The organism is Nisaea sediminum, from assembly GCF_014904705.1.
Lineage (GTDB): Bacteria > Pseudomonadota > Alphaproteobacteria > Thalassobaculales > Thalassobaculaceae > Nisaea > Nisaea sediminum.
The window spans coordinates 913,193-939,941 of record NZ_JACZCQ010000006.1 but is presented as its reverse complement, the minus strand read 5'-3'; the positions used below and the strand labels follow the sequence as shown (position 1 = coordinate 939,941).

Sequence of the window (26,749 nt, the reverse complement as noted above, 5' to 3'; positions counted from 1 at the left end):
AATAGGCGCCACACTCGCTTTCGAGAAAAAGGAGTGGTGGCATGCAAGACACCGCCGATACGGAGGAAATGCTGGAGGTCGAAATCTGGCGCGGGGCCGAGGAGGGCGCGCTCCGGACCTATCGTGTGCCTCGCCAGGCAAGCCAGACCGTGCTGGACGTGGTGACCTGGGTGCAGCGGAACGCCGAGCCCGCGCTCGCCTACCGTTTCGCCTGCCGGGTCGGGATGTGCGGCTCCTGCGCTATGCAGGTGAACGGCAGGCCACGCTGGACCTGCCGGACCCATGTGGCGAAGGTCGCCGAGGGCGGAAGGCTCCGGATCGAACCGCTCGCCAACCTGCCGAAGATCAAGGATCTCGCGACCGACATGGCGCCCTTCTTCGAGAAATGGGCGGACGCCCGCGGACGGCACGAACCGACGCGGACAAGGCACGAGCCGATGGCGCCGGTCTCTCCGGAAAGCCCGGCGCGCGCCGCGGCCAATGCCGGGATCGAATGCATCAATTGCGCGGTCTGCTACGCCGCCTGCGACGTCGTCGGCTGGGACGAGAGCTATCTCGGTCCCGCCGCCCTCAACCGGGCCTGGACGCTCGCCAATGACGAGCGCGACGCAGACAAGTCTAGTGTGCTGCGCGCGGTCTCGAAGAGCGGCGGCTGCCACAGCTGTCACAGCCACGGAAGCTGCGTCGAGCATTGCCCGGTCGGGATCAATCCGACCGCCGGGATCGCCGGACTGAAGCGCATGACCCTCGCCGCGCTGATGCGGGGAGAGCTCTGATGCTGGAGGCGCGGCTCTATCTCCTGCAGCGGGCAAGCGCGATGCTGCTCGCGCCGCTGGTGCTGGTGCATCTCGGACTCATCCTCTACGCCATCGAGGGCGGGCTCTCGGCGGGCGAGATCCTCGGCCGCACCAAGGGCAGCCTCTTCTGGGCCGGTTTCTACGGCCTCTTCGTCCTCGCCGCGGCGCTGCATGCGCCGATTGGCCTGCGCAATGTCCTGCGCGAATGGACGGGATGGAAAGGCCGCTCCCTCGATCTCGCAACCAGCGCCTTCGCATTGCTGCTGCTGGGACTCGGGCTTCGCGCCGTCTGGGCGGTGACGGCATGATCCGGGCATCGCGCAATCACCCCGGCTGGTGGGCGGCGCTCGGGCACCGGCTCTCCGGTCTTGCCCTCGCGCTCTTCCTGCCGGCGCATTTCCTCGTGCTCGGCCTCGCGCTCGACGGCGATGCGGCGCTCGACGGCATGCTCGCCTGGACCGACCGGCCGCTGGTCAAGATTGCGGAATGGGGCCTCGTCATGCTGCTCACCCTGCATCTCGGCTTCGGGCTGCGGGTTCTGGCGCTGGAGTTCCTGCCTTGGCGCGACCCGCTGAAAATCCTCATCTCCCTCGGCGCCGGTGCCTCGCTCGCCGCCGGTCTCCTGTTCTGGATCATGGTCTCATGAGCCGCGACATCGAAACCCTGCGCACCGACATCCTGATCATCGGCTCCGGCGGCGCCGGGCTGATGGCGGCCCTGCACGCGCTGCAGGCCGACCCGGAGCTCGACGTCACCATCGCGGTGAAGGGCCTGATCGGCAAATGCGGCTGCACCCGCATGGTGCAGGGTGGCTACAACGTTGCGCTCGCGCCGGGAGACAGCGTCGAACGGCATTTCATGGACACCATCGTCGGCGGCAAGTGGCTGCCGCGCCAGGATCTTGCCTGGAAGCTGGTGGAGAAGGCGGTCGAACGGATCCACGAGCTGGAGAACGAGCTCGGCTGTTTCTTCGATCGCAACCCGGACGGCTCGCTGCACCAGAAGGCCTTCGCCGGGCAGAGCTTCGACCGCACCGTGCACAAGGGCGACCTCACCGGCATCGAAATCGTCAACCGGCTGATGGAGCAGGTCTGGGCCCGCGGCGTGAACAAGCTGGAAGAGCACCGCGCCATCGAGCTGGTTCCGGCGCGCGACGGCAGCGGCATCGCCGGCGTGTTGCTGATCGACATGCGGACCGGCGGATACCGTTATGTCGAGGCCAAGGCCGTACTGCTCGCGAGCGGCGGCGGGCCGACCATGTATCTTTATCACACGCCCTCCGGCGACAAGGCCTGCGACGGCATGGGCATGGCGCTCCGCCGGGGGCTGCCGCTGCGCGACATGGAGATGGTGCAGTTCCACCCGACCGGCCTGCTTGCCGGGACCGACACGCGGATGACCGGCACGGTGCTGGAGGAAGGGCTGCGCGGCGCCGGCGGCTATCTCCTCAACGGCGACGGCGAGCGTTTCATGGCCCGCTACCATGCGCACGGCGAGCGGGCGACGCGCGACATTGTCAGCCGCGCGATCTATGCCGAGATGCGCGACGGACGGACGACACCGAACGGCGGGGTCTATATCGAGATGGCGCATCTCGGGCCGGAGAACGTGGCGAAACGCTTCAAGGGCATGGTGGAGCGCTGCGCCGATTGCGGCTTCGACCTCGCGGGCGGTCGCGTCGAGGTGGTGCCGACGGCGCATTACATGATGGGCGGCGTCGAGTTCGAGCTCGATTGCGCGACCGCGCTGCCCGGCCTCTTCGCCGCGGGCGAGGATTGCGGCGGGGTGCACGGCGCCAACCGGCTCGGCGGCAACGGGGTCGCCAACTCCACCGTCTTCGGCGGCGTCGCGGGCGAGAGCATGGCGGCTTTCGTGCACGCGGGCGCAAGCTGGAAGGATGCGGATCCGAACGCGATCGAGGCCGGGCTCGACCGTGCCGAACGGCCCTTTGCCGCGAACGGCGGGGATCTCTCCCATCTCCGCGAGCGGCTCTGGAGGCTGATGTGGGACAAGGTCGGTATCCTGCGTGACCGGGAGGGGCTTTCCGACGCCATGACCGGTCTCGGCGATCTCCGCGCGGAACTGCACGAAACCGGGCTCGCCGACGGCGACCGCAGCTTCAACCTCACCTGGCACGACTGGATGAACCTTGAGAGCCAGATCGACATCAGCGCGGTCATCGCGTCGGCGGCGCTCGCCCGTGAGGACAGCCGCGGCGCACATTACCGCGAGGACTTCCCGGACACCGGATCGCTGGAGGAGACCCGCTTCACGCGCGTCACCCAGTCCGACGCCGGGCTGACGCTGGAAATGGTGCCGGTCGAGTTCTCGATCATCGCGCCCGGCCAGTCGCTGATCGACGACGAGGCGGGGGCGCCACCCACCGCAGCCGAGTAAGCGCGGCAAGGTGCCTCATTGGGGGAGGCGGCGTGACACAGTAAAGGTGATTGGGACCGCCCCTGCTCCGATGGAGGGCAAGAGACGTGAAATTTCATCCCGAACGGGATCTGCTGACGCTGGAACTGCACGCCCGCCCGATCCGGCCGGCGAAAGCGCCCCTGCGCATCAGCCACCTCGCCTTCGGCACCGGCGAGCACGGCGGCGAAGAGGATTTCCGGGATCTGGTCGCGCTCTGCCGCAAGTACGGCAAGGCCGAACCCTCGGCGGAGATGAAGCATTTCACCGCCAATCTCGGCCCCTTCACGGTGAAATGGGAGCGCCATACCGAATTCTCGACCTACACCTTCCTGCGCTCCGAGAGCTTCGACGCGCCCTTCGAGGAGACCGTCTTCAACCTTCTGCCCGCCGAGTGGAAGGAGGCCAAATTCGGCGACGTCCTGGTCGCCGTGCATCTCGCCGTCTCCGACGGTGTGGATGCGCCGCTCGACGCCAACCGGCTCTCGCGCTGGTTCGACGGCAACGAGGTCTTCGCCAATCTGATGGAGAAGGAGCGGGTCGAGATCTACGGCGACCTGCGCACCCATGACGACGGCTTCGACCGGATGTATCTGCGCGCCGGCGACCTCGGGCCCGAACTGCTCGGCCAGACCGTGCAGCGGGTGCTGGAGCTTGCGACCTACTGGCGGCTCGCCCTGCTTTCCCTGCCGATCGCCCGCGCCTCCAGCCCGAAGCTGGAGCGGATCGAACGCGGTCTCGCGAAGATCGCCGCCGAGCTGGCCGAGGCCGACCCCGAACGCTCGGACGAGAGCCTGCTCGACCCGCTGGCCCAGCTCTCGGCCGAGCTCGAGACCATCATCGCGGATTCGAGCTATCGCTACCGCGCCAGCACGGCCTATTTCGAGATCGTCGAGAGCCGGTTGCGCCAGCTCGGCGCGATCAGCTTCAACGGATATATCCACCTCTTCGACTATCTGATGCGCCGGATCGACCCGGCGCTCCGCACCTGCTGGTCGGTGCAGAGCCGCCAGGAGGCGATCTCGAAACGCGCCTCCCGGCTTTCCAGCCTGCTGCGCACCGGGATCGAGGTGAAGGTCGAGCGGCAGAACCGCGACCTGCTCGACAGCATGAACCGCCGCGCCGCCCAGTCGCTCGCGATCCAGCGCACGGTCGAGGGGCTCTCGGTGGTGGCGATCAGCTATTACGCGGTCAGCCTGCTGAAATACCTGCTCGAAGGCATGGTGAAGGCGAAGCTGGTCTCTGTCGATCCGACCGTCGCTTCGGCCGCCCTGTTGCCGGTGCTCGTCGTCGCGCTCTGGTTCTTCCTGCACCGGCTCACGCGCCGCGCGCTGAAGAAGCCGGACGGGAAATAGCGCTTCCGCGCCCCTCCCGGCACGGCTCCGTTTCCGGATCTCCCCTTCCCCACCGCTCCGGAAAGCAGCTAGGCTTCTCCCCAGCCAGGCCTCGTGCATCAGGGAGGAGCGCCGGTGATCGCAAAAGAAGCAGTCGAACAGGCTGCCTACGAGATCATGTTCAAGGCCGGGATCGACATTCCGGACGATTATCTCGCGGGCATAAAGAAAATGGCCTCCGCCGAAGATGGAGATCTCTCCGCCTTCGTGCTCGAGGCCATGCTGGAGAATTACGAGGCAGCGAAGGAAGACCGCCGCCCGATGTGCGCCGATACCGGCGTGCCGCGCTACTACGTGAAGGCGGGCAACGAGGCGAAGCTGGAGGGCGGCTTCATCGCGCTGGAAGAGGCGCTCCGGAGCGCCACCGCCCGCGCCACCCACGACATTCCGCTCCGCCCGAACCGGGTCCATCCGCTCTGGCGTACCGACCACAACAACAATGTCGGCATCAACGCGCCCGAGATCGAATACAGCTTCGAGCCGGACGCCGACTGGGTCGACATCACCACGGTGCACAAGGGCGGCCTCTTCGGCACCGACTACCGGATGCTCTTCCCCGGCGACGGGATCGACGGCATCAAGCGCTTCTTCCTCGACGGCATGATCGCCTTCGGCAAGCGCGGTCTCGCCTGCCAGCCGGCGATCGTCGGCGTCGGGCTCGGCGGCTCCAAGGATACCTGCATGGTGCTCGGCAAGCAGGCCGCGTGCCTCCGCACCGTCGGCGACCGCAACCCGGACCCGAAGATCGCCGAACTGGAGCTGGAGCTGCAGGAACTCGGCAACAGCATCGGCATGGGCGCGATGGGCTTCGTCGGCAAGAGCATGGTGGTCGATTGCCATATCGAGGTCGGCTACACCCATACCGGCGGCATGCCGATGAGCCTGCACGCCTTCTGCCTCTCCTCGCGCCGCGCGACCGTGCGCCTGCATGCCGACGGGCGGGCCGAGTTCCGCACCGACCCGAACTGGTTCACCCCCTATATGCGACGGGAGACGGTCTCATGGGAAATGCCCGCGAGCGCAAAACGGTCCGCCTGAAGACCCCGGTCACGGACGCGGATCTGGCCACGCTCGAACTCGGCGACGTGGTCTATCTCGACGGACTGATCTATACGGCGCGCGAGGGCGTCTACAAGAAGGTGCTCGAGAATGGCGAGGCCCCGCCCGCCCCTTTCGCGGAGATCGGCAACGTCAATTTCCACTGCTCCCCCGCCGCAGCGCAGCAGGAGGACGGCAGCCTGAAGGTCAGCGCCGTCACCGCCACCGCCAGCTTCCGTTTCTCGAAATGGATGAAGGACTGGTTCGCCGCCTCCGGCGCGAAGCTCATCGTCGGCAAGGGCGGCATGTCGGAGGAGGATTACCGGACCCTCTTCGTGCCCGCCGGCGCGGTCTATCTCACCACCGTCGGCTACGGCACCGGCGCGCTCCTGGGACGCGGGATCAAGAACGTGAGGGCGGCGCACTGGCTCGACGAGCTCGGCATCGCCCAGGCGATGTGGGTGCTCGAGGTGGAGAAGTTCGGCCCCCTGCTGGTCGAGAGCGATCTCGCCGGCAACTCGCTCTTCGAGCGCAACAACCGCGAGATCAATGCCGGGATCGAGAAGCTCTACGAGGGGCTGAAGAAACCGTCGCTGCAGAGGTACGGGGAGACGGATGATCGGGAGCAGGAGTTGATTTAGGTGAAATATATCAGCTCTTAATTTCCAAGCGAAGCTTAGGTAACTCGAGCATCAATTCGCGACCGATCAACATATCGACGCAACCTAGGCCGCTTGCACCTACATCATGTGACGAAGCAAATATATCATCATGAACGTTGTAATGTACGTCGATCAGACGTACATTATGTAGCAACGCGACGTACAAGATCGCTTGTAGATGAGGTAGTGGAGAAAGCGAAATGGGTACCGCAAAGCTGGATGAGGGTTCAGTGGCGCATAAGGAGGTCAAATCTGCAAGATTAACAATCCGAACAACATCGACAACTAATGACGTCATCGACAGAGCTGCAAGGTTGCAGGGCGTCGATAAATCCGCATTCGTAGTGAGTGCCGCTTATGATCGCGCCAGAGAAGTGATCTCCGATCATGAGCAAACAGTAATGTCGGAAAAGGGTTATGCGCAATTTCTAGCGATGCTAGACCGCCCCGCAGAACCCATACCGGCGCTCGTTGAGGCTATGAAACGTTATGGCAGACAATTCAACGGCGAATGATACCGGCAACGCCGAATCTAACGAGCCTTACGTAAAGCCGCTCGATCATCGGAAACATGATCGAGCGGCTTTCTCGTCTGGGATTCGAAGCATTGACAACTACTTAAAGTTGACCGCCAAAAAGCACGACCTCAATGATCACGCAAAGATTTTTGTTGTTACTGAGCCAGACTCAGAAAAAGTAATTGGTTTCTACGCGTTAAGCTCTCACTCAGTTTCTCAAAAAATCGTACCTATTGGGATCGCGCGGAACGCTCCCAATCATGGCAACATACCATGTGTCTTCCTTTCGATGATTGGCGTAGACAAAGCCCATCAGGGGAAAGGTATTGGAACAGGTCTCCTCATTGATGCAATGAATCGAGTGGCACGCCGTTCAGCCGACGTCGGTACAGCCGCTATCGTGTTAGATGTTCTAGTCGACGCCCAAGATGACGAAGAAACGATCCGTCGAAGGTTGAACTTCTACCAAAATATGGGCTTTGAGCCGACCTTAGATGACCCGAAACGACTTATGATAAGCATTAAAGCCGTACGGGCCTCGCTCGCAGCAGCGGGCCTAATCTAACGTCTCTGCGAATCAATATCGAAAACATGGCGGACAGAGAGTGGCGGCACGAAACGCTTTAACCATCTCCAGTCTGACATGCTATTCTATGCTATGGTTCTTGATCTCAAGCAGCGCGGCGTGCTCCGCAACATGCTGGCGGCCCTGGCCGTCGCGGCGATCGTCCTCGGGGCGTCCGTGCTCTGGCCGCCGTCTGTCTTCGCCGCCCCCGCAGATCTCGCGCTCCGGCTCGCCCTGACGCTGAAATGGGATGCGCTCGTCCTACTCTGCCTGATCGCCACCATCGGCAATCTGGCGCGGCACCGCTTCTTCACGCCGGCCGATATCGACGGCAGCGGGCGGACCTCCGGGACCGGGCGGGCGCACATGCTGCAGGCGCTGTTGCAGAACACGCTGGAGCAGTCTGTGATCGCGGTGATCGCGCATCTGGTCTGGACCGCCGCGACGCCCACCGCCTGGCATGGTGCGGTGCCGGCGGCGGTGCTGATATTCGTCGCCGGGCGGGTGCTGTTCGTCGCGGGCTACAAGGGCGGCGCGCCGGCGCGGGCCTTCGGCTTCGCGCTCACCTTCTACCCGACCGTGCTGCTCACCCTCGGCGCCCTTGCCTGCCTGCTCCGGAGCGCCGCAAGCGGCGTCTGACACAGCGAGTTACGGGAACACGTCTCTCAATGCGGAACACGCCCCGCAACCGTCATCCCGACGCAAGTCGGGATCCACTGGCGACGGGTGGGACGCATCGAAGAGTGGATCCCGGATCGGAGTCCGGGATGACGATGTTGAGGAGCATTGAGAAACGGGAGCGGAAAGCGTCCGCTGCACCCTTCCGGCTTTCGCGGGTCCGGCGAAGCTTCGCTCAGTCGCGGCTCAGTCCTGCACGGCTTTCACCGGCGTGCGCGGCATCGGATCGAGCTCACCGGAGAGCACCTTCGCCTCCATACCCGGCCGGTCGTCCTTCAGTCTCTTCAGCACGCCCTTGCGGGCGAACGGCCGCGCGTCGTATTTGCCGCTCCAGAGAATGATGTCGAACAGGACCGGGGCCAGATCGCGGCCCTTGTCCGTCAGGTGATAGAGATAGCTGCGGCCGCTGTCCGGGTCGCGTGACTTCTCGACGATCCCCTGGGCCTCGAGCTGCTTCAGGCGGGCGGCGAGGATGTTGGTCGAGATCCCCTCGCCTCCTTCGAGGAAGTCCCCGTAGGTCTTCTTTCCGTGCAGCATCATGTCGCGGATGATCAGCAGGCTCCAGCGATCCCCGAAAATATCGAGACCGAAGGCGACCGGACATCCGCTCGTGCGGAGCTTGTTCGTGTTTTCCATGGGTCCAATCTAGGAAAATAACTTGCAAAAAACAAGTTATCTGCCTATCTGAATTTCACTTGCAAAAGACAAGTTATTTTCTTCGCCGCAGCAACGGGAGTGCCCGACATGGACGACCGATCATCCAGTCCGGAACATATCGAGACGACGTTCGAACAGCGCCTCAGGGTCCGGGGCGCGTCGGCGGCAGGGGCGCTCGACATGCTCCGGTCCCTCCGCTCCCGGCCTCCGGCAGCGCTGTCCCCCGACCATGTCGACGGGTGGCGGGACCCGATGGGAAAGGATTTGAAGAGACACGGTTTATAACCCGTCATCCCGACGGACGTCAGGATCCACTGGCTACGGGAGTGACACGCCGGAGAGTGGATCCCGGATCGGGGTCCGGGATGACGATTGTAGAGAGCGTGAGCTCAGCCGTCCCCTACAGTCCCTCCAGCATCTCCGCGACGTCGACCACCCGGCCCTCCTTTGCCGCCGTCTTCACCGCGAGCAGCACGGCGAGCGTCCGGGCGCCGTCCTCGGCGTCGATGACCGGCGGCTCGGCGCCATCGATCACCTTCAGGAAATGCGCGAGCTGGTTCTCGTAGGTCCGGCTGCCGTCGAGCGGCAGGGTCTCGCGGACGAGGTCGTTCTGCCAGTCGCCGCCGCCGGGCCCGTGGTGCCAGTGTTCCATCGTCGGCACCTCGAGCGCTCCGTCGCGGCCGCCGATGAAGAGGTAGTTTTCCGGCTGGTGCGGGAAGTAGAGCGCCTGGCCCGAGGCGCGCTCCCAGCTGTAGGGCGAGGCGACGGCGTCGCTGATGGTGAAGCCGCCGAGCACGCCGCTCTCGAACTCGAAGGAAACGCTCGCCGTATCCTCCACGGCGAGGCCGCGCACCGCGTTAGAGGTGAAGGCGCTGACCCGGCTTATCTCGCCGAGAATGAAGCGCATGCAGTCGATATCATGGATCAGGTTGATGAGCAGCGTGCCGCCGCCCTCCTGGCGCCGCCAGGCGACGTCGAAATAGCTCTCCGGCTTGTCGACCCACCACATGCCGCTCACCGTCACGATGCGGCCGAGCCTGCCGCTCGCCACGGTCTCGCGGGCCAGCCCGATATCGGGGCTGTGGCGCCGGTGATGGCCGACGAGAACGGGAATGCCGGCGGCCTTGCTCGCCCGCGCCAGTTCGAACGCGTCCGCGAGCGTCGCCGCGACCGGCTTCTCCATCAGGCTCGGGATACCGCGCTCGATACAGGCGAGGCCGGCGGATTTGTGCAGGCCGGTTGGCAGGGCGACGATTGCACCGTCCGGCCCGGTCGCATCCAGCATGGTCTCCAGATCGGGGAAATGCGGAGTGCCGAGGCTTGCCGCATAGGCCGGCGCCGCCGGGTCCGGGTCGGCGATGCCCGCCAGTGCGACGTCCGGATGGGCCGCGATCAGCTTGCAGTGCTCCCGCCCGATGACGCCGGCTCCCGCAACCGCGATCCTGTATTTCGCCATTTCATCCTCCCCCGCATGGCCTTGTTCCGGCCGCTTCGCCAAGAGAGTGGGGGATTAGAGGACCGCCGTCCATGCCCGTCCCCCGATGAGGGGAGGCGTGAGGGCGTGACCGGGATCTTCAGAATAGTAAAAGGGCCATGCGACGCGCGGACGACGCATGGCCCGAAAATATGACTCTCGTGAAAATTTGCTTCTGAGAATGTGTTCGCAGCAAATTCGCGCTGCTCCTCTCAAATACAAGCCGTTCCTTCTGTCGGCGCCGCCAAATCCAGCTGGCGAGGGACATTAGAGGCGAGGAGCGTTATTTGCGCGTTACAGACCCGTTAGGCAGCCATTAATATATTGAAAAATAAAGAAAATGTGAGTGGTGCGCGGCCGAGAATCCGTCCTCTGGCGACGTCCGTTGATCTGTTGCGATACATATTCCGGAAAGAATCGCCCCGGCCGGTCCTACACTGTGGTGACAGAACGGGACCAAGCGGCAGGTCCGGCAGCCGAAAAGCGTAAGCCCGCAATCCATATCCCTGTCGTCATCCCGTCGAAGGACGGGCCCCAGGGACGACGCGCACGGCCCTTCGATCTTCTGGGCCCCGGCCTGCGCCGGGGTGACGACCGGAATGCGGGAGATAACTCTCGGAGAAAGCGGTTCCGCGCTTCGCAGGCACCGCCTCGAGGCGGTGGTAGCGAGGGAGCAAAAACCTGGCCGGGAAAAGGTGAGCTATCCTGCTCACCCTTTCCCGATCGTGTGTCAGCCCTGCAGGGCCTTGTCCCAGATGGTCTTGCGCCACGGCATGACGGTCACGGTCTCGAACACGCCGTTGAGGGCGAAGGGATCGTTCTTCGCGAAATCCTCGGCCACCGCGCGGTCCTCGGTATCGAGGATCAGCAGGCTGCCGTCCATGCTCTCGTCCGCGCCGCCGAGGGTGGCGCCGCCGCAGAGGATCAGGTCCATCTTCGACTTCAGATACTCGACATGGGCCGGACGGTGTTCCATCCGCTTCTCGAGGGCGCCGGGCTTGTCGCGGGCAATGATGGCGTAAGGCATTCGAAGCGCCTCCCTCCCGGTCCCGGAACAAACGGCCGGCCCCCGTCGTTTACGGGCCGAGCGTATCGCCGACCCAGCATACCTCTCCGCCATAGGTCGTGAGGCATGCCGTTACCTCCGCGGCGGTGTCCGGTCCTCGCCGGACATATTGCGGCGCCCCCGTGTCCATCCGATAGAGCCGCATTCCCGTCACCGTCATCTCCTGGCCGAAGACGGTCGTCGCCGGACAGACCGGCAGCTCCATGCTGTTCCCCCAGCAGTCCCTGTCGTTCGGAGGACTTTCAACATGGGTGCTCGGGCTCAAGGGACTTTCGATCTCGGCCCCACCATTCAGCTGGGCGACGCAGCTGTAAGCATAGGTGTGCGCGTTCCCCTCTCTTCCGCAGTACCAGTAATGTCCTGCACCGGCCCATATCGGGCCGGCCGTCGGCGCGTTCGGAAGTATCCCGAGCCGGGCGATTTCCTGAACCAGATATGCCTGAACGCCGCTCTGCAGGTTCGCCTCCAGATTCGGATTGGCCGTCGCGACGGAGTCGGGGATGAGGTCCCAGATCGGCTCCACACTGGTCCTGGCGATAACCGGGTTCGTGCGGACTTCCGTTTTCCAGGCCGCGTATTCCGCCTCGTGCTCGGTCTGATCGCCCGGAAAGGGAAGTGCCTGCGATCCGCCCAGCGTCATATACCGATGCGAGACGCTCTCCTGGAATTGCTGGGACATGGTGCGTTCCGAACTGTCCACCTGGCTCGAACCGCTGACGGAGAAATACTGAGCCTGCGCCTGGGCCTCGATCTGGGAGGAGCTTTTCCCTTTCGCGTAGCTGGCCTCGATATCCAGTTCCGCCGCGAGGACGCCGCCGAGCCATAGCGACTTGTAGAAATGCGTTCCGTAATCTTCGATGAAGTCGATGTAATCGCTCTCGTTGCCTTCGTAGACCGCCGGTAAGGCCTGCATATCCTCGAGAAATTCCGGGTCGAGCGTCGGATTGTCCTCCAGCGTCAGATTGTAGACGGTGACCCGCTCCAGCGTGCTGGTCACCGTTTTTCCTTCGCAATCGAGAGACGTGCGAACGTCGTTCAGCGCGACAGAGCCGCTGACCCACGGGGACTCAACCCCGACATATGTGGACAGCTGTTTGGCGGCATAATATTCGCCATACGACGTATAGCTGCTCGAGGTGAGGATATCGGCCTGGTCTCCCGGGGCCGTGTCGGTCACCGTCACCCCCTCCGGGACCAGATAAGTGTTGTAGCTTGTCGAGAACGAACAGCCGGGACATGTCGTCGAGCTTGGCCAGGTCAGGGTAACGAGTGACGGAAGGGGCGGTCTTCCGGTGCCCTGATTGTTGATGACGTCAACAGGCGTCGAGTAAACCGCGTTGTAGCCGGTCCCCAGGATCTTGTTTCCCGGCAGACACTGCTCCGAGGTACCATTGCAGTTCAATTCGATCGCCGGAACGAAGTGAACCGCGCTGCTCGATTTCCTGACCTCGCCCGGGTTCAGTGCAGCGCTGCATCCAGCGGTCGTGACCTGTGCCGAGACGACAGACGGCGCTGCCATCAGCGCCCCTGCAATCACGTTCAATAATACCCTTCTCATTTTCCGATCACCCCAATCCATGACTTTGAAAAAGCCCTTCGGGCGCGTGTCCCGAGCAGGGGGATACTTTAATACGACGACGCCGATGCAACCACGCGCCACGAACCGGAACGTTTTTCTATTTTAAAATGTATCGTGAATAGAGGCGAACCAACGCGCTGCCCCCACCCAGGGTCGCGTGCGGGCACCGCGCCGGTTGAAATACCGACATATGCAGAACGCGCAAGCGGACGGCCCGGCACAATCCGGAAACGGAAAAAGAAAGGGCAATTCGCGCGGATTTTACCTCCCAGCCGCCATCCCGCCGAAATTTGCTGGGATGACGACCTGAACGGGAGATGGGATTGAAGGGCTTCGTTAGCCCTGCAGGGCCTTGTCCCAGATGGTCTTGCGCCACGGCATGACGGTCACGGTCTCGAACACGCCGTTGAGGGCGAAGGGATCGTTCTTCGCGAAATCCTCGGCCACCGCGCGGTCCTCGGTATCGAGGATCAGCAGGCTGCCGTCCATGCTCTCGTCCGCGCCGCCGAGGGTGGCGCCGCCGCAGAGGATCAGGTCCATCTTCGACTTCAGATACTCGACATGGGCCGGACGGTGTTCCATCCGCTTGTCCAGAGCGCCGGGCTTGTCGCGGGCAATGATGGCGTAAGGCATTCGAAGCTCCTCTAAGTGCTGGTTGTGCCGGCGGCCCGCGGCGCGCCGTTTCCGTTTCCGTTTCAGTTGATGTTCTCGATGCGGAACGGGTGGGCGGGATAGGTGCCCATGATCTTCACCGCGCCTTGCGGACAGAAGAAGCGCAGTTCCTCGAGCGCCAGCTTCAGCGGCGTCTCCTCCGGATGGCCCTCGGCATCGACATAAAACTGGGCGGCCGTGAACTTGCCGTCGATCAGGTAGGATTCGAGCTTGGTCAGGTTGACGCCGTTGGTGGCAAAGCCGCCGAGCGCCTTGTAGAGCGAAGCCGGCACGCTGCGCACTCGGAAGATAATGGTGGTTACGCAGCGGCCGTTATTGGCCGGCGGCACCACACCCTCGCGAGCCATGATGAGGAAGCGGGTGGTATTGTGCTCCGCGTCCTCGACGCCCTCGCGCAGGATGTCGAGCCCATACAGTTCGGCGGCGAGCCGCGGCCCGATTGCGGCGACCGACTTGTCGCCCTTTTCCGAGATATAGCGGGCGGCACCGGCGGTGTCGGAATGCTGCACCGGCTTGGCGCCGAGTTCGGCCATCAGCTTGCGCGACTGGGCAAGCGCATGGACATGGGAGCGGATCTCCCGGATGTCCTCGAGCTTCGTGCCCGGAACGCCCAGCAGCATCGCGTTGATGCGCTGGAAATGCTCGCCGATGATATGGAGTCCCGATTCCGGCAGCAGATGATGGATGTCGGCGACCCGTCCGGCGACGGAATTCTCCACCGGCACCATGGCGCAGAGTGCCTCGCCGGCCTTCACCGCCTCCAGCATGTCCTCAAAGCTCTGGCAGGGCATCGGCTCCAAGTCGGGGCGGACGGCCTGGCAGGCCATGTGGGAATTTGCGCCGGGTTCGCCCTGGAAGGCGATCTTCTGTTTCTGCTCGGTCACGGGACTGCTTTCAAACTCAGGGTTTTTCGAGGATTTTCCGGGCCTTCTCAAGGTCCGCCGGAGTATCGACACCGAGCGGAACCGTGTCAACGCGGGCGACGTCGATGCGCATGCCGGCTTCGAGCGGGCGAAGCTGCTCCAGCTTCTCGCGCTTCTCCAGCGCCGAGGGCGGCAGGGCGACGAAACGCTCCAGCGCCGCGCGGCGATAGGCATAGAGGCCGATGAAATGGAACAGCTCGCCCGGCCCATAAGGTACCGTCGCGCGGCTGAAATAGAGCGCGCGGCCGCGGCTGCCGTCCGCCTCCCAGGCGACGACGGGTTTGGTCACGCTCGGATTGGTGACGTCGTCCTCGTCGACGATTGGCGCCGCCGGCGCGCCGATATCGACCTCGGCCCGATCGAGCATCGCGAGGGCCGCCTGCGGCACCGCCGGGTCGAGCACCGGCAGGTCGCCCTGGATATTGACGATGGCGTCGTGCTGTCCCCCGGGATCGAGCTTCAGCAGAGCCTCCCAGATCCGGTCGGAGCCGGAGGGATGGTTCGGGTCCGTCAGCACCGCCTCTCCGCCGGCCGCGATCACCGCGTCGGCGATCTCCTGCTCGGCGCAGGCGACGGCGACGCGGCCGAGCTTCGCCTCCTCGGCGCGGCGGATCACATGGACAATCATCGGCTCGCCGGCGATCAGTGCCAGCGGCTTGTTCGGCAGCCGCTCCGACTTCATGCGTGCCGGAATCAGCACGATCGGATTGCTGGGTTTCGCACTCGCCGCCATCGCGGTCAGCCCTCCCGGACCCTGGAATTCATGCGCGCGGCGCGGCGAAATGTCGCGCATCGCTCCCCCTGCTCGATAGGGCAAGCCCATGTCCGGACTTGCGTCTTAAGGGGCGGAACCTTATAGGAAACTGTTCCGTGCCTGTCGCCTCCGATTTTGCGGCGCGGCCGGAGTGTGAGATAAGCTGGTCCGCGCGTTGCCCGAAGAGGCGGCGCGACGGCGGGAAACAAAGGCGGGACGAGGGTTCGGCATGTCATCTTCTCTGGAATTCAACAAGATCGCCGCGGGCGTTCTCTGCGGCGGCCTGCTTCTGATGGGCGTCGGCAAGCTCGCGGGCGTGCTGGTCCATCCGCACGATCTCGAAGAGAATGCCTATCCGATCGAAGTGACCGGCGGCGAAGCCACCGCTTCCGCCGAGCCGGCGGGCCCGGCACCGATCGAGCCGATCCTCGGCATGCTCGCCAGCGCCGACCCGGCCGCTGGCGAAAAGACCGCGAAAAAGTGCGCCGCGTGCCACAGCTTCGACAAGGGCGGCCCGAACAAGGTCGGCCCGAACCTTTGGAACGTCGTGAACGCCGACAAGGGCCACCTTGCCGATTTCGCCTATTCCGACGCGATCAAGTCCTCGGGCGAGACCCCGAACTGGACCTACACGTCGCTCAACAAGTTCCTGAAGAAGCCGAAGGACTATGCGCCGGGCACGAAGATGAACTTCGCCGGCATCAAGAAAGCGGAAGACCGGGCCGACCTCGTCGCCTATCTCCGTTCCCTCGCCGACAGCCCGGCGCCGCTGCCGACCGCGGATGAAGTGCAGGCGGTCGAGGATGCCTACAAAGCGGCCACCGGCGGCTGATCCTATTCGAGACTTTTGACGAGAAGCCGGGCACCGCGTTGCCCGGCTTTTTCTTTTGCGGAGTTTGATCCTCATGTCCCGGCCTTCCACCACCGAGCTCGCGGCCTTCGCCGCATCTCTCGCCGATGCCGCACGCGGCGTAATCCGCCGCTATCACAATTTCGGCGTCAATATCGAGGCGAAGGCGGACGAGAGTCCGGTGACCATCGCCGACCGGACGGCCGAGAAGGTGATGCGCGCCCTGATCGAGGAGCGCTATCCGGAGCACGGTATCGCCGGCGAGGAGTTCGGCAAGGTCCGGGAGGACGCGGAATTCGTCTGGTCGCTCGACCCGATCGACGGCACCAAGGCCTTCATCACCGGCAGCCCGCGCTTCGGCACCCTGATCGGGCTCGTCGAGAATGGCTCGCCGGCGCTCGGCGTGATCGACATGCCGGTGCTGAACGAACGCTGGATCGGCGGCAAGGGCTACATCACCCGGATGAACGGCTCACCGGTGACGGTACGTCCGTGCGAGAGCCTCTCCGGTGCCATCCTCGCCGCCACTTCTCCCAGCATGTTCGACGGGGTCGAGGAGATCTATGCCGAGATGCGCGCCGCGACCCGCTACCAGGTGTTCGGCGGCGACTGTCACAATTTCGCGACGCTCGCGAGCGGCCATGTCGATCTCTGCGTCGAGGCCGGGCTGCAGGATTACGATTTCCTCGCCGTGGTCCCGGTAATCGAGGCCGCCGGCGGGATCATCACCGACTGGAAGGGCGAGCGCCCGGCGCCCGGCTCGACCAACCGGATTCTCGCCTCCGGCGACAAGCGCGTGCACGAGGCCGCACTCGAGATCCTCTCGAAGGCCTGACCCCGCTCCGCTCCATCGCGGTCGTCAGGCCCCCTGCAGCGCCGCGATCTTGCGCTGCAGATAAGCCGAGAACCAGCCGGCATAGCGCGCCTGGAGCTCCGGCATCCTCCAGTCCCGACCGGTCACTGTCCTGCGGCAGTTTTCCGCACCGCATCTGCACTCCATCTTCCAGTCGTCGTCGTCGCCGGTGGCGTAGTCGAAAGCCAGCTCCTCTCCGGCGGCGATATCGCGCATGGCATGAAACGCGATCTGACCGACCATGCCGACATTGGGATCGCAGGAATGGTTCAGATACATCATGCCCGAATCCCGATCTTCGGGCCTGTCCGGTCCGATGAACAGATGATCGTCGATCTGGATCTCCGCGGGTCCGAGAGTTTTCGCCAGGTCGTCACGCCGCTCCCGGTTGAAGACATGCCCGCCTTTGACGATCAGGAGATCGCCCACAGCGATCGGCCGGACCGCGCGCAAACCGGTGCCCTCAATCTCGCTTGCATACTTTTCGACACTGTCTGAGAACCACACGAACATGCTGACCTGCCTTCGGAAGGGGCGGAACGTTAGACGAAAATCGTGACGTTTTTATTGCGGATTGAGACATCCCCCCCGGCCTATCGGCCGGGATGACGACCTTCAGGTGAGGGCTGGTCCCGTCCCGTGCCCTCGTGTTACGACCAAACTCCCGCCTCGAACACATTCCCGGAGCCCCCATGCCCGCCATCCTTTTCCGCTCCACCTCCGACACCGCCACCGGCTGGGAGAAGTCCCTGAAGGAGCGGATCCCCGATCTCGATTTCCGCGCCTGGCCGGACGTGGGGAACCCGGAGGACGTCGAGTTCGTGCTGGCCTGGAAGATGCCTCCGGGCGCGCTGAAGCAGTTCCCGAACCTCAAATGCGTCTGCTCCCTCGGCCAGGGCGTCGACCACATCTTCGCCGATCCGGAACTGCCGGAGGGCATCAAGATCATGCGGCTGGTCGATCCCTGGATGGCGCAGGCGATGAGCGAGTGGGTTCTGCTGCACGTGCTGCGCTATCACCGTCAGGCGCCGGAATACGAGGAACTGCGCAAGACCAAGACCTGGACCGCCCTGCCGGCGCCGGACACGGCAAGCCGCAGGGTCGGCATTCTCGGGCTCGGCGCGCTCGGCGCGGACGCGGCGGCGAAGATCGCAGCGCTCGGTTTCGAGACTGCCGGCTGGAGCCGCAGCGAGAAGATCATTCCGGGCGTGACGAGTTATTTCGGCGCCGACCAGCTCATTCCGTTCATGCAACGGACCGAGATTCTCTGCTGCCTGCTGCCGCTGACGCCGGAGACCGAGGGTGTGATCAACGCCGAGACCCTAGCGGCGATGCCGGAGGGCAGCTTCGTGATCAATTCCGGCCGCGGCGGCCATGTGGTCGAGGAAGACCTGCTGGCGGCGCTCGACAGCGGCCATATCGCCCATGCCGCGCTCGACGTCTTCCGCCGGGAGCCGCTGCCTCAGGACAGCCCGTTCTGGGAGCATCCGAAGGTCGATCTCTGGCCCCATGTCTCGGCCCAGACCAACCCGCTCAGCGGCGCCGACCAGGTCGCGGATGCGATCCGGAAAGTGTTCCGCGGCGAGGCGCCGAACAACATGGTCGATCCGAAACAGAAGTATTGAGAAAAGAGTCCGGCGCGGTCAGTCGGCGGCGTCGGACTGCTCGAAGCGGGTGCCCCTGGAAGCACCGACCACGAGATCGCCGAACTCGGTCAGGAAGACGGAGCCCTTCACGGTGCGCTGGACCAGCACGCTGCGGCGGTCGCTCTCGTCCGCCTTGCGGCGCACGAAGCCGTATTCGCCGAGCCGGTCGAGGGCGCGGGTGATGGCCGGCTTGGAGACGTTCAGCGTCGCCGCGAGACCGCGCACCGTGTGCGGCGGGTTCTCGATATAGACCGTCAGCAGCACGGCGAGCTGACGCGCGGTCAGGTCCGGCGTGTCGCGCCGGACGCTTTCAACCAGGGCCTTGCGCCAAATGCTGAGAGCTTGGATCGAATCGACGGCCATTTCGCTTCCGGCAACGCTGTATTTGTTTCGAAGTCGATTTGACTATACAGGTCGTTTCCGTATCGCGCAATGTTCGATCCTGACGGATCGTTCGTTTATCGTGCGCATTAACTATAACGTTTACGCAACATTCTATAAAATGCACGGACACCCATAGCCTCGCCGCCTTCCGGTCGTCCCGGTTTCGATTTGAGATTCCAGGCCATCAGGTCGACATGCGCCCAGTGCGTCTCGGCCGAAATGAAATGCTCGAGGAACAGGGCCGCGGTGATCGCGCCGGCATAGGGGCCGGAGCCGGTGCTGGAGAGATCCGCGTTCGGAGAAATCAGCATCGATTTGTAGGGCTTGTGCAGCGGCAGGCGCCAGAGCGGATCGTCCTCGGCAAGCCCGGCCTCGAGCAGATCTTCCGCAAGTTTATCGTCGTTGCTGAAGAGCGCCGGCAGATCGGTGCCGAGCGCGACCCGCGCGGCACCGGTGAGCGTCGAGAAGTCCAGGATCATCTCCGGCGCCTCGCTGTCCGCCTCGGTCAGCGCGTCCGCGAGCACCAGCCGGCCCTCGGCATCGGTATTGCCGACCTCGACGGTCAGACCCTTGCGCGAGGAGAGAATGTCCATCGGGCGGAAGGCGTTGCCGGAAACGGCGTTCTCCACCGCCGGCACGAGCACGCGGAGCCGCACGGGCAGTTTCGCGTCCATCACCAGCTTGGCCAGCGCCAGCGCCTGGGCCGAGCCGCCCATGTCCTTCTTCATCATCAGCATCGCCGAGGCCGGCTTCAGGTCGAGCCCGCCGCTGTCGAAGATCACGCCCTTGCCGACGATGGTCACCTTCGGATGGCTCTTCTTGCCCCAGCGGAGATCGATCAGTCGCGGCGCCCGGTCGGCGGCGCGGCCGACCGCGTGGATCATCGGGAAGTTCTCGGCAAGCAGCGCCTCGCCCTCGATGACGGAGCATTTCGCCTTGTAACTCTTCGCCAGATCCTCGGCCGCCGATGCCAGTTCCGCCGGGCCGAGATCGTTAGCCGGGCGGTTGATCAGGTCGCGGGCGAGCGCGGTCGCCTCGGCCAGCCGCTTCACCTCGTCCTGATCGGCCCCTTCCGGCCAGACCAGTTCCGCCTTGAAAACGGTCTTCTCCTTGAACTTGTCGAAGCTGTAATGGGCGAGGGCCCAGCCCGTCGCCGCCCGGGTCGCGGCCTCGGGCGCGAGCGCAGCGTCGAGATAGTAGCGTCCCTTCGGCAGCAGTGCCGGGAGCGGCGCGAGGTCCCAGAGCCCGCCGCCCGGCGCCGCGCTCTCGGCAACGCCGAAGAGCACACGTTCGAGGCCGCCATCGTCGCCGGGCACGAAGCAGACCGCGCCCGCATCCGCCTTGAAGCCCGAATCGCGCACCCAGCGCGCCGCCCGTGTCTCCGCGCCTTTCAGCCAACCCGGCAAGGTGGCGGCGCTGACCGGGGTCAGCGGGACGGATTTCGGCGTGGCCTTGGCAACGAATCGGAATGGCATCGGAGGAGCTCCAGAGAGGATCAATCGCCATCCGTTCTAGCCCGCGCTCCGGGCCCGCTTCAAGCGCGGCAGAGCGGGCGGCTCCGGCATTCTGCCGACCGGACCGGAATGACAGAGGTTGCGCACCACGCCGCTGGCGGTTCAAATGGCCCCGGCAGGGCTCAGAGGGAACAAAGAAAATGGCGCCATACAGCCTTATTATCGGGAACAAGAACTATTCGTCCTGGTCTATGCGGCCGTGGCTGATGATGAAGGCGACCGGCATCGAGTTCGAGGAAACCGTGATCGCGCTCGACACGTCCAACACGCGGCAGGAGATCCTGCGCCATTCGCCGACGGGCAAGGTTCCCGTTCTGAAGGACGGCGAGCTGACGGTCTGGGACAGCCTCTCGATCGGCGAGTATCTGAACGAGAAGCACCCGGAAGCGGGCCTCTGGCCGGACGACCCGATCGCCCGCGCCCGCGCGCGCTCGGTCTCGGCGGAGATGCATTCGGGCTTCACGGCGCTGCGCCAGAACATGCCGATGAACGTCCGCTCCAGCTTTCCCGGCCTGGGCCGCGGCCCCGGCGTGCAGGAAGACATCAACCGGATCACCGCGATCTGGCGCAATCACCGGCGCCGGGTGACCGATCCGGCAGACGGCCCCTACCTTTTCGGTCGTTTCACCATCGCCGACGCGATGTTCGCGCCGGTGGTCTCGCGCTTCCGCACCTATGCGGTGGAGCTCGCCGACGAGGCGGCGGCCTATGCCGATGCGATCTGGGAGAACGCAGCGGTCAAGGCCTGGGTAGACGACGCCAAGAAAGAGCCGATGGTGATCGATCGGCACGAATTCTGATCAATCGCCGAGCCCCCGCTCGATCCGGGGGTAGTAGAGCGTCAGTGTGACGGCGCGGATCAGCAGAAACAGGCTGTAGCCGGCCCAAAGTCCGTGATTGCCGAAGGCGGCGACGAGCGGCGTCGCGGCGGCGACAAACAGGATCAGGCAGAAGATCATGCTGTTCCGCATTTCCGGGCCGCGGGTCGCGCCTATGAAGATTCCGTCGAGCTGGAAGGACCAGACAGCCATGATCGGGAAGGCCGCCACCCAGGGGAGGTAGATCCGCGCGGTCTCTCGCACGCCCTCGATGCTGGTGATCAGATCGATTATCGGCCCGCCGGCAAACCAGAAAACCGCCGCGATCAGCAGGGCGAGAACCACCGCGCCCCTGGTGGTGGCGATCACAGCGCCTCTCAGCCGGCTCTTCGAGCGGCGGCCGATCGCCTCGCCGACCAGCGCTTCAGCCGCATGGGCGTAACCGTCAAGCCCATAGTCGGCAAAACTCCTGAAGACGCCGAAAACCGCATTTGCCGCCAGCACCGTATCGCCGAGCTTCGCGCTCTCGTTCATGAAGAAGGCGCTGGCGGTCAGCACCGCCAGGGTGCGCAGAAAGATGTCGCGGTTGACCGCCATCATCGCCTTCAGGCGCCCGGCATCTGCCAGCTCTCGCAGCGTCGGACGCCGGGCGTCCTTCGGAATCAGGCGCCAGACGATCACGGCCCCAACCGCGAGACCCGCATATTGAGCGATCACCGTCGCCAGCGCGACGCCCTCGATGCCCCAGTCCAGAACCAGCACGAAATAGAGATTGAGCACCACATTGGCGGAATTGATCAGCAGCTGCTGCACCAGCCCGGCGCGCATGGCCTGCATACCGAAGAGCCAGCCGAGGATGGAGGAATTGCAGAGCGCGGCCGGCGCCGCCCAGACCCGGATGGCAAAATAGCTGCGTGCCGCCTCCTCCACATCGGCGCTGCCCTCCAACAGGACGAACGCCGTCTCCTCGATCGGCACGGAGAGCAGAATGCAGGCGGCGCCGAAGAGCAGCGCGAGGATCAGAGCCCGGCCGAGCGTCGCGATGATTTCCGTGCCGTCGCCCGCGCCCCTTGCCTGTGCAACGAAGCCGGTGGTTCCCATACGCAGGAAGCCGAAGCCCCAGTAGATATAGTTGAAGAGCAGCGTGCCGAGGGCCACGCCGCCGATATAGAAGGCGGCGTCGAGATGCCCGACCACCGCCGTGTCGACGGCGCCGACCAGCGGGATGGTCAGGTTCGAGAGCACGACCGGCCAGGCCAAGCGCCAGACCCTTCGGTTCATTGTCGGTTCGCTGGGCAAATCTCGGAGCTTTCCCGGAAAGGCGATGGCGCGATGTAGACCGCCCGGACCTTAGAGGCAACCGGCCCCGTCCGGTCGGTAAAAAATCGAACTCCGGAGCGACAGCGATGTGGAGCCCCGGCCGCCCTCAGAAGGAAAGCAGCCCGATCATGGCAACGGCGAGCATCAGCGCGAGGCAGGCCAGACGAAAGAGCGACAGGGTACGGAGGATGTCGCCCGGAGCGGCCTCCGCCCGGCCGTGACCCATCCAGGCATCCTCGACCGTCTCTCCGCCATAGACCCGCGGCCCGGCGAGGCGCAGCCCGAGCGCGCCGGCCGTCGCCGCCTCCGGCCAGCCGGCATTGGGAGAGCGGTGCTTCCCGGCATCCCTCAGGGTCGCCCTGTAGGAGGTGGCCGGATCGGCGTCCGGGAGCGCGAGGGCCGCCGCCCAGAACAGCACCGCCGAGAGCCGCGCCGGGAGATAATTCGCGAAATCGTCGAGCCGCGCCGCGGCCCGGCCGAAATCGAGATAGCGCGCGCTCCGGTGCCCGATCATGCTGTCGGCCGTGTTCAGCGCCTTGTAGGCGAGCAGGCCGGGGAGCCCCGCCAGCAGGTACCAGAAGGCGGGCGCCACCACGCCGTCGGAGAAATTTTCCGCCGCCGTCTCGATCGCCGCCCGGCAGATCCCGGCCTCGTCGAGCCGCTCCGGGTCGCGCCCGACGATCATCGACACGGCCCTGCGCGCTCCGTCGAGCCCGTCCTCTCCGAACCCGATGGCGACGGCGCGGACGTGATCGTAGAGACTGCGCTGGGCGAGAAAGACCGATGCGATCGCCGCTTCCAGAAGCCATCCATAGGGAAGACCCGCGACCGCGCGGTGCAGCAGCCATCCCGTCGCCGCCGCGCCGGTCAGGAGAGCCGCGAGCAGAAGGATGCCGCGGCGGCGCCGCTCGGCGCCAGGCAGAGCGGGATCGTTAAGCCGCGCCTCCCCCCACGCGATGGCCCGGCCGAACAGAACCACCGGGTGCGGCAGCCGGTTCCAGAGGCCCGGCGGATCGCCGACGAGCGCATCGATGAGCAGCGCAATGCAGAGAATGCCACTCGTCCCGGTGAAGAAATCCTCAGCCATTTTTCCGCCTTTGCCGATCGCCTCGCAGGGCCGCGGGCGTGCCGTTCACTGCCACGACTCGGAGCACCAGATACATAGCAATTTATATAAATCCACAGCAAAAATGAGGCCTTCTTGACAAATGACCAACGATTCCACATACTTGCTGATGACAAAAAAGCGGCCCGGTCAGGGCGACCGGGCCGTTGAATTTTGAAGTGAGTTCTCACAAGGAGAATCGGCTAAGGGACTCACCGTCAAATAGTATGCACTTTTCGATTTTAATTTACAATACGTAAACACATTTCGTTTAGTTAGTTGGACCGCCTATTCATTTACGTTTGAAAGGGCTGAAGATGAAACGGCGATATTTCACCCGCAGGAGGCACGCCATCAAGGCGAACCTTCTCTGGATCAGAACCACGAGCTGGATCGCGGCACCGTGTCTCGCGATGTGGCTTGGCTACAGAGTGGTTTCGCAAGGAACCCTGGACGTGATCGCGGTTGCAATCATCGCGGTCCTGGCCGCCATCTACCTCGTTTCCGTGCTTCGCGTCCGAGGTCTCTCGGGCGAGTGGACCTTCTTCTGAGGCCCGCGCGCCTCATCCCCCCTTTACCGATACAGGCAATCCGGCGACGACGAGCGTAACCTCGTCCGCCGCGGCGGCGATGCGCTGGTTCAGCCGCCCCGCATGGTCGCGGAACTGCCGCGCCAGCCTGTTCTCCGGAACGATCCCGAAGCCGACCTCATTCGCCACCAGTACCAGCCTTCCGGGCCGGGCCGAGACAGTGTCCGCCAGCCTCGAGATCTCCGTCTCGACGTCCGAGCCCGCGAGCAGGTGGTTGGTCAGCCAGAGCGTCAGGCAATCGACCAGCAGCACCCTGTCGGGCGCCCCCTCGCGCACGAGCACGCCCGCAAGATCCATGGTCTCCTCGATCGTACGCCAGCCGTCCCCGGCGCGCTCCGCCTTGTGCTGCGCGACGCGCGCGCGCATTTCCGCATCCCGCGCCTCGGCGGTCGCGATATAGATCCGCTCGCCGGATTCGGCGCGGCAAAGCGCTTCGGCATAGCGGCTCTTGCCCGATCTCGCTCCGCCGAGCACCAGCGTCACCCCGGCTCCGTCCTGCGTCATTTCCGCTCCACGATCAATCGCCTGTTCCCGATCACGGCCGGCAGGGTACACTCAGCCGAACCTGAAGCCCAAGCGGCCGGCAATGCGAACGGGAGCACGAGATGCCACAAGACGATCTGACCATGAGCGCGCAACTGCTCCTGGAGTCGGTCGAAGAGGAGAACACCGACCTGCACGAGGCCTGGGAGCAGCTTCAGCGCATCCTCAACACCATGCGGGCCGAGGGCCTGCAGCCGCCGGAAGACCTCCTGAAACTCGAGGAGCGGATGCAGGCGGATTTCGCGGCCGGCAATCCCGAGAGCTGAGGCGCGCTAGCGCACCATCCCGGCGGCCCGTGCCCTGGGATCGCCGACGGCGGCCATCGTCCCGTCGTCATTGACGCCGACGGCCTGCACCGAGGCCAGCATCGGATCGCGGCCAGGGCTGAGCGTCAGACCAAGACCGCGCGCATCTGCGAGCGGGCGCACCGTCTCCTCGAGCTCCGCATCCGCCAGCATGGACTCGGTCTCGGCATGGACCCGGGCCCGGCCCACCGCCTCCGGCAGCGCATCGCCCAGCACCAGCCGGTTGAACAGCACCTGCATGATCGAGGTCGGAATGCGGGTCGCTCCCGAAGCGCCGATCGCCATGCGGATCTTCCCGTCCCGGAACATCAGGCTCGGCATCATGCTGGAGACCGGGCGCTTGCCGGGGACCACCTCGTTCGGATTGCCCGGCCAGGGGCTGAACAGCATCATCTGGTTGTTCAGCAGGATGCCGGTGCCCGGAAGCACGACACCGGAATGGTTGTTGTTCGAATAGGTGATGCAGGCCGCGTTGCCGTCCCTGTCCACCACCGCAAGGCTCGTGGTCTCGCTGGACTCGCCCGGCGCCGCCTTCAGGAAGGCCGGGTCGCCGAAGCTCGCCGCCCGCTTCCGGAACATTGCCAGCATCGCGTCGGCGAGTTGTCCGTAATGCGCGCCGTCGACAACCGTCTCGCCCTCGAGCGCGGCCAGGCCCGCGAAGACTAGGCTGCCGGAGGACGGCGGCGGCATGGTCGCGACGTCATATCCCTTGAAGCGGGCCGTCGCGGGCGCGCGCCAGATCGCTTCATACCCCCTCAGGTCTGCTTTCGAGAGGAAGCCGTCATGCGCCTCCATCTCCGCGATCAGCCGGTCGCCGAGTTCGCCCTCGTAGAAGACCTCGGGTCCCTCTTTCGCGATCAGGCGCAGAGAGGCCCCGTATTCCGGGTTCGCCATCTCGTCGCCGGCGCGGTAGAGGCTGCCGTCGGCCTTCAGCAGCAGCTTGCGCGTCGCCTCGGTCAGATTGAGCAGCTTCTCCGTGCGCGCCATGCGCAGCGCCGCCTTGTGACCGACCCGGAAGCCGCCCTCCGCAAGCGCGATGGCCGGCGCCAGAACGTCCTGCATCGCCAGCTTTCCGAATTTCGCCTGCGCCGCGCCGAGGCCGCGCACCGAGCCCGGCACCGCGACCGAGCGGTGGCCGCGCTCGTTCTCGCGCCCCTTCACCCGGATCACGTATTGCATGGCGGCATCCATCGAGGCGTAGAGTTCGTATTTCGCCGCTGCGGGGCAGGTGCCGAGGAAGTCGATGCTTTCCGTCCGCCCGCTCGCCGCGTCATGCAGGATCATGAAGCCGCCCGCTCCGATCCCGCTGTCGAGCGGTTCCACCGTGCCCATCACATAGGCCGCCGCGACCGCGGCATCGATGGCGTTGCCGCCCGCCTCGAGGGTATCGAGCGCCGCGCGGGTCGCGTCCGCATTGCCGGTGGCGGCCGCGCCGACCTCCGGTTTACCCTGCTGCCAGGTGGAGAGAATCGGTTCCGGCTCGGCCATGGGACTGTCTTTCCTGAATTGGGCGAAGGCGGGAGTTTGGCGCCTCGAAACCGCGATGTACATACGCAATCCGGGAAGGATTGTTCCCGTGGGGTCCCGCCAGTCGTGCCCACAGGGAGCCTTGTCCGGCGCCCTCGACCG

Annotated in this window: 30 protein-coding genes; 16 read left to right on the top strand and 14 right to left on the bottom strand. The window is 64.8% G+C overall.

Going from position 1 to position 26,749, the window contains the following annotated elements; all coding sequences use genetic code 11:
• Positions 1 to 41: 41 nt before the first annotated feature.
• The 10 genes from IG122_RS16540 (at position 42) to IG122_RS16495 (ending at position 8,028) form a co-directional block, all read left to right on the top strand.
• The gene (locus tag IG122_RS16540) at positions 42 to 776 is read left to right on the top strand and encodes a succinate dehydrogenase/fumarate reductase iron-sulfur subunit (protein WP_226893604.1); all 735 of its coding nucleotides are present in this window, start codon (positions 42 to 44) and stop codon (positions 774 to 776) included.
• On the top strand, positions 776 to 1,105 hold the full coding sequence (locus IG122_RS16535) for a succinate dehydrogenase (protein ID WP_193185858.1): 330 nt from the start codon (positions 776 to 778) through the stop codon (positions 1,103 to 1,105). The genes IG122_RS16540 and IG122_RS16535 overlap by 1 nt, the downstream gene beginning before the upstream one ends.
• Complete coding sequence (locus tag IG122_RS16530) at positions 1,102 to 1,443, top strand: succinate dehydrogenase (RefSeq protein ID WP_226893603.1); 342 nt, start codon at positions 1,102 to 1,104, stop codon at positions 1,441 to 1,443. The genes IG122_RS16535 and IG122_RS16530 overlap by 4 nt, the downstream gene beginning before the upstream one ends.
• Complete coding sequence (locus IG122_RS16525) at positions 1,440 to 3,194, top strand: L-aspartate oxidase (protein ID WP_193185855.1); 1,755 nt, start codon at positions 1,440 to 1,442, stop codon at positions 3,192 to 3,194. Before IG122_RS16530 ends, IG122_RS16525 begins: the two co-directional genes overlap by 4 nt.
• Positions 3,195 to 3,280: 86 nt before the next feature.
• A complete protein-coding gene (locus IG122_RS16520) occupies positions 3,281 to 4,567 on the top strand; it encodes a DUF3422 family protein (RefSeq protein WP_193185852.1) in 1,287 nt (428 codons plus the stop codon).
• 114 nt (positions 4,568 to 4,681) lie between these two features.
• Complete coding sequence (locus IG122_RS16515) at positions 4,682 to 5,644, top strand: fumarate hydratase (RefSeq protein WP_193185850.1); 963 nt, start codon at positions 4,682 to 4,684, stop codon at positions 5,642 to 5,644.
• Positions 5,608 to 6,285, top strand: coding sequence for a fumarate hydratase C-terminal domain-containing protein (locus IG122_RS16510; RefSeq protein WP_193185847.1), 678 nt, complete (start codon positions 5,608 to 5,610; stop codon positions 6,283 to 6,285). The genes IG122_RS16515 and IG122_RS16510 overlap by 37 nt, the downstream gene beginning before the upstream one ends.
• 221 nt (positions 6,286 to 6,506) lie before the next feature.
• On the top strand, positions 6,507 to 6,821 hold the full coding sequence (locus IG122_RS16505; RefSeq protein ID WP_193185845.1) for a type II toxin-antitoxin system TacA family antitoxin: 315 nt from the start codon (positions 6,507 to 6,509) through the stop codon (positions 6,819 to 6,821).
• Complete coding sequence (locus tag IG122_RS16500) at positions 6,796 to 7,389, top strand: GNAT family N-acetyltransferase (protein ID WP_193185842.1); 594 nt, start codon at positions 6,796 to 6,798, stop codon at positions 7,387 to 7,389. The genes IG122_RS16505 and IG122_RS16500 overlap by 26 nt, the downstream gene beginning before the upstream one ends.
• A 93-nt stretch (positions 7,390 to 7,482) precedes the next feature.
• Complete coding sequence (locus tag IG122_RS16495) at positions 7,483 to 8,028, top strand: MAPEG family protein (protein ID WP_226893601.1); 546 nt, start codon at positions 7,483 to 7,485, stop codon at positions 8,026 to 8,028.
• Between the two features lie 225 nt (positions 8,029 to 8,253).
• On the opposite strand, the gene IG122_RS16490 is transcribed toward IG122_RS16495, so the two are convergent.
• From IG122_RS16490 to IG122_RS16460, 7 genes are all read right to left on the bottom strand, one after another.
• Entirely contained in the window at positions 8,254 to 8,703 is a 450-nt protein-coding gene (locus tag IG122_RS16490) for a winged helix-turn-helix transcriptional regulator (RefSeq protein ID WP_193185839.1), read from the bottom strand.
• Between the two features lie 421 nt (positions 8,704 to 9,124).
• Positions 9,125 to 10,180: a Gfo/Idh/MocA family protein gene (locus tag IG122_RS16485; protein WP_193185835.1), complete on the bottom strand. Its 1,056-nt coding sequence runs from the start codon at positions 10,178 to 10,180 to the stop codon at positions 9,125 to 9,127.
• Positions 10,181 to 10,928: 748 nt separating this feature from the next.
• On the bottom strand, positions 10,929 to 11,225 hold the full coding sequence (locus IG122_RS16480; RefSeq protein WP_193185832.1) for a YciI family protein: 297 nt from the start codon (positions 11,223 to 11,225) through the stop codon (positions 10,929 to 10,931).
• A gap of 49 nt (positions 11,226 to 11,274) precedes the next feature.
• Positions 11,275 to 12,783 (bottom strand): MAC/perforin domain-containing protein, encoded by a 1,509-nt coding sequence (locus tag IG122_RS16475; RefSeq protein WP_193185829.1) that lies wholly within the window; start codon positions 12,781 to 12,783, stop codon positions 11,275 to 11,277.
• Positions 12,784 to 13,179: 396 nt separating this feature from the next.
• Positions 13,180 to 13,476: a YciI family protein gene (locus IG122_RS16470; RefSeq protein WP_193185826.1), complete on the bottom strand. Its 297-nt coding sequence runs from the start codon at positions 13,474 to 13,476 to the stop codon at positions 13,180 to 13,182.
• Positions 13,477 to 13,538: 62 nt separating this feature from the next.
• A complete protein-coding gene (locus IG122_RS16465; protein WP_193185823.1) occupies positions 13,539 to 14,399 on the bottom strand; it encodes a prephenate dehydratase in 861 nt (286 codons plus the stop codon).
• A gap of 16 nt (positions 14,400 to 14,415) precedes the next feature.
• Entirely contained in the window at positions 14,416 to 15,171 is a 756-nt protein-coding gene (locus IG122_RS16460; protein ID WP_193186258.1) for a 3-deoxy-manno-octulosonate cytidylyltransferase, read from the bottom strand.
• Between the two features lie 250 nt (positions 15,172 to 15,421).
• Between IG122_RS16460 and IG122_RS16455 the strand changes: the two genes are divergently transcribed.
• Together IG122_RS16455 and IG122_RS16450 are read left to right on the top strand one after the other, a co-directional pair.
• Entirely contained in the window at positions 15,422 to 16,024 is a 603-nt protein-coding gene (locus IG122_RS16455; RefSeq protein ID WP_193185820.1) for a c-type cytochrome, read from the top strand.
• 73 nt (positions 16,025 to 16,097) lie between these two features.
• Positions 16,098 to 16,877 (top strand): inositol monophosphatase family protein, encoded by a 780-nt coding sequence (locus IG122_RS16450; RefSeq protein ID WP_193185817.1) that lies wholly within the window; start codon positions 16,098 to 16,100, stop codon positions 16,875 to 16,877.
• Between the two features lie 24 nt (positions 16,878 to 16,901).
• Here IG122_RS16450 and IG122_RS16445 read toward each other — a convergent pair whose 3' ends face one another.
• On the bottom strand, positions 16,902 to 17,408 hold the full coding sequence (locus IG122_RS16445) for an SET domain-containing protein (RefSeq protein ID WP_193185814.1): 507 nt from the start codon (positions 17,406 to 17,408) through the stop codon (positions 16,902 to 16,904).
• Between the two features lie 179 nt (positions 17,409 to 17,587).
• Between IG122_RS16445 and IG122_RS16440 the strand changes: the two genes are divergently transcribed.
• Positions 17,588 to 18,520 carry a 2-hydroxyacid dehydrogenase gene (locus IG122_RS16440; protein WP_193185811.1) on the top strand — a complete coding sequence of 311 codons (933 nt, stop codon included), beginning with the start codon at positions 17,588 to 17,590 and terminating at the stop codon, positions 18,518 to 18,520.
• An 18-nt stretch (positions 18,521 to 18,538) separates the two neighbouring features.
• Here the strand turns inward: IG122_RS16440 and IG122_RS16435 are convergent, their stop codons facing one another.
• Together IG122_RS16435 and IG122_RS16430 are read right to left on the bottom strand one after the other, a co-directional pair.
• Complete coding sequence (locus tag IG122_RS16435) at positions 18,539 to 18,904, bottom strand: MarR family transcriptional regulator (RefSeq protein ID WP_193185807.1); 366 nt, start codon at positions 18,902 to 18,904, stop codon at positions 18,539 to 18,541.
• A 107-nt stretch (positions 18,905 to 19,011) separates the two neighbouring features.
• Positions 19,012 to 20,400 (bottom strand): leucyl aminopeptidase family protein, encoded by a 1,389-nt coding sequence (locus IG122_RS16430; protein ID WP_193185804.1) that lies wholly within the window; start codon positions 20,398 to 20,400, stop codon positions 19,012 to 19,014.
• Positions 20,401 to 20,579: 179 nt separating this feature from the next.
• Here IG122_RS16430 and IG122_RS16425 point away from each other — a divergent pair, with 179 nt between their 5' ends.
• Positions 20,580 to 21,239: a glutathione S-transferase family protein gene (locus IG122_RS16425; RefSeq protein ID WP_193185801.1), complete on the top strand. Its 660-nt coding sequence runs from the start codon at positions 20,580 to 20,582 to the stop codon at positions 21,237 to 21,239.
• On the opposite strand, the gene IG122_RS16420 is transcribed toward IG122_RS16425, so the two are convergent.
• Together IG122_RS16420 and cbiB are read right to left on the bottom strand one after the other, a co-directional pair.
• Positions 21,240 to 22,538 (bottom strand): MATE family efflux transporter, encoded by a 1,299-nt coding sequence (locus IG122_RS16420; RefSeq protein ID WP_193185798.1) that lies wholly within the window; start codon positions 22,536 to 22,538, stop codon positions 21,240 to 21,242.
• 145 nt (positions 22,539 to 22,683) lie between these two features.
• Positions 22,684 to 23,664, bottom strand: coding sequence for an adenosylcobinamide-phosphate synthase CbiB (gene cbiB / locus IG122_RS16415; RefSeq protein ID WP_193185795.1), 981 nt, complete (start codon positions 23,662 to 23,664; stop codon positions 22,684 to 22,686).
• Between the two features lie 335 nt (positions 23,665 to 23,999).
• Here cbiB and IG122_RS16410 point away from each other — a divergent pair, with 335 nt between their 5' ends.
• A complete protein-coding gene (locus IG122_RS16410) occupies positions 24,000 to 24,233 on the top strand; it encodes a hypothetical protein (protein ID WP_193185793.1) in 234 nt (77 codons plus the stop codon).
• 12 nt (positions 24,234 to 24,245) lie between these two features.
• Here the strand turns inward: IG122_RS16410 and cobU are convergent, their stop codons facing one another.
• Entirely contained in the window at positions 24,246 to 24,776 is a 531-nt protein-coding gene (cobU, locus tag IG122_RS16405) for a bifunctional adenosylcobinamide kinase/adenosylcobinamide-phosphate guanylyltransferase (RefSeq protein WP_193185790.1), read from the bottom strand.
• 101 nt (positions 24,777 to 24,877) lie between these two features.
• Here cobU and IG122_RS16400 point away from each other — a divergent pair, with 101 nt between their 5' ends.
• Positions 24,878 to 25,081 carry a hypothetical protein gene (locus IG122_RS16400; RefSeq protein ID WP_193185787.1) on the top strand — a complete coding sequence of 68 codons (204 nt, stop codon included), beginning with the start codon at positions 24,878 to 24,880 and terminating at the stop codon, positions 25,079 to 25,081.
• A 6-nt stretch (positions 25,082 to 25,087) separates the two neighbouring features.
• Here IG122_RS16400 and IG122_RS16395 read toward each other — a convergent pair whose 3' ends face one another.
• Complete coding sequence (locus tag IG122_RS16395) at positions 25,088 to 26,608, bottom strand: gamma-glutamyltransferase family protein (RefSeq protein ID WP_193185784.1); 1,521 nt, start codon at positions 26,606 to 26,608, stop codon at positions 25,088 to 25,090.
• Between the last annotated feature and the right edge of the window lie 141 nt (positions 26,609 to 26,749).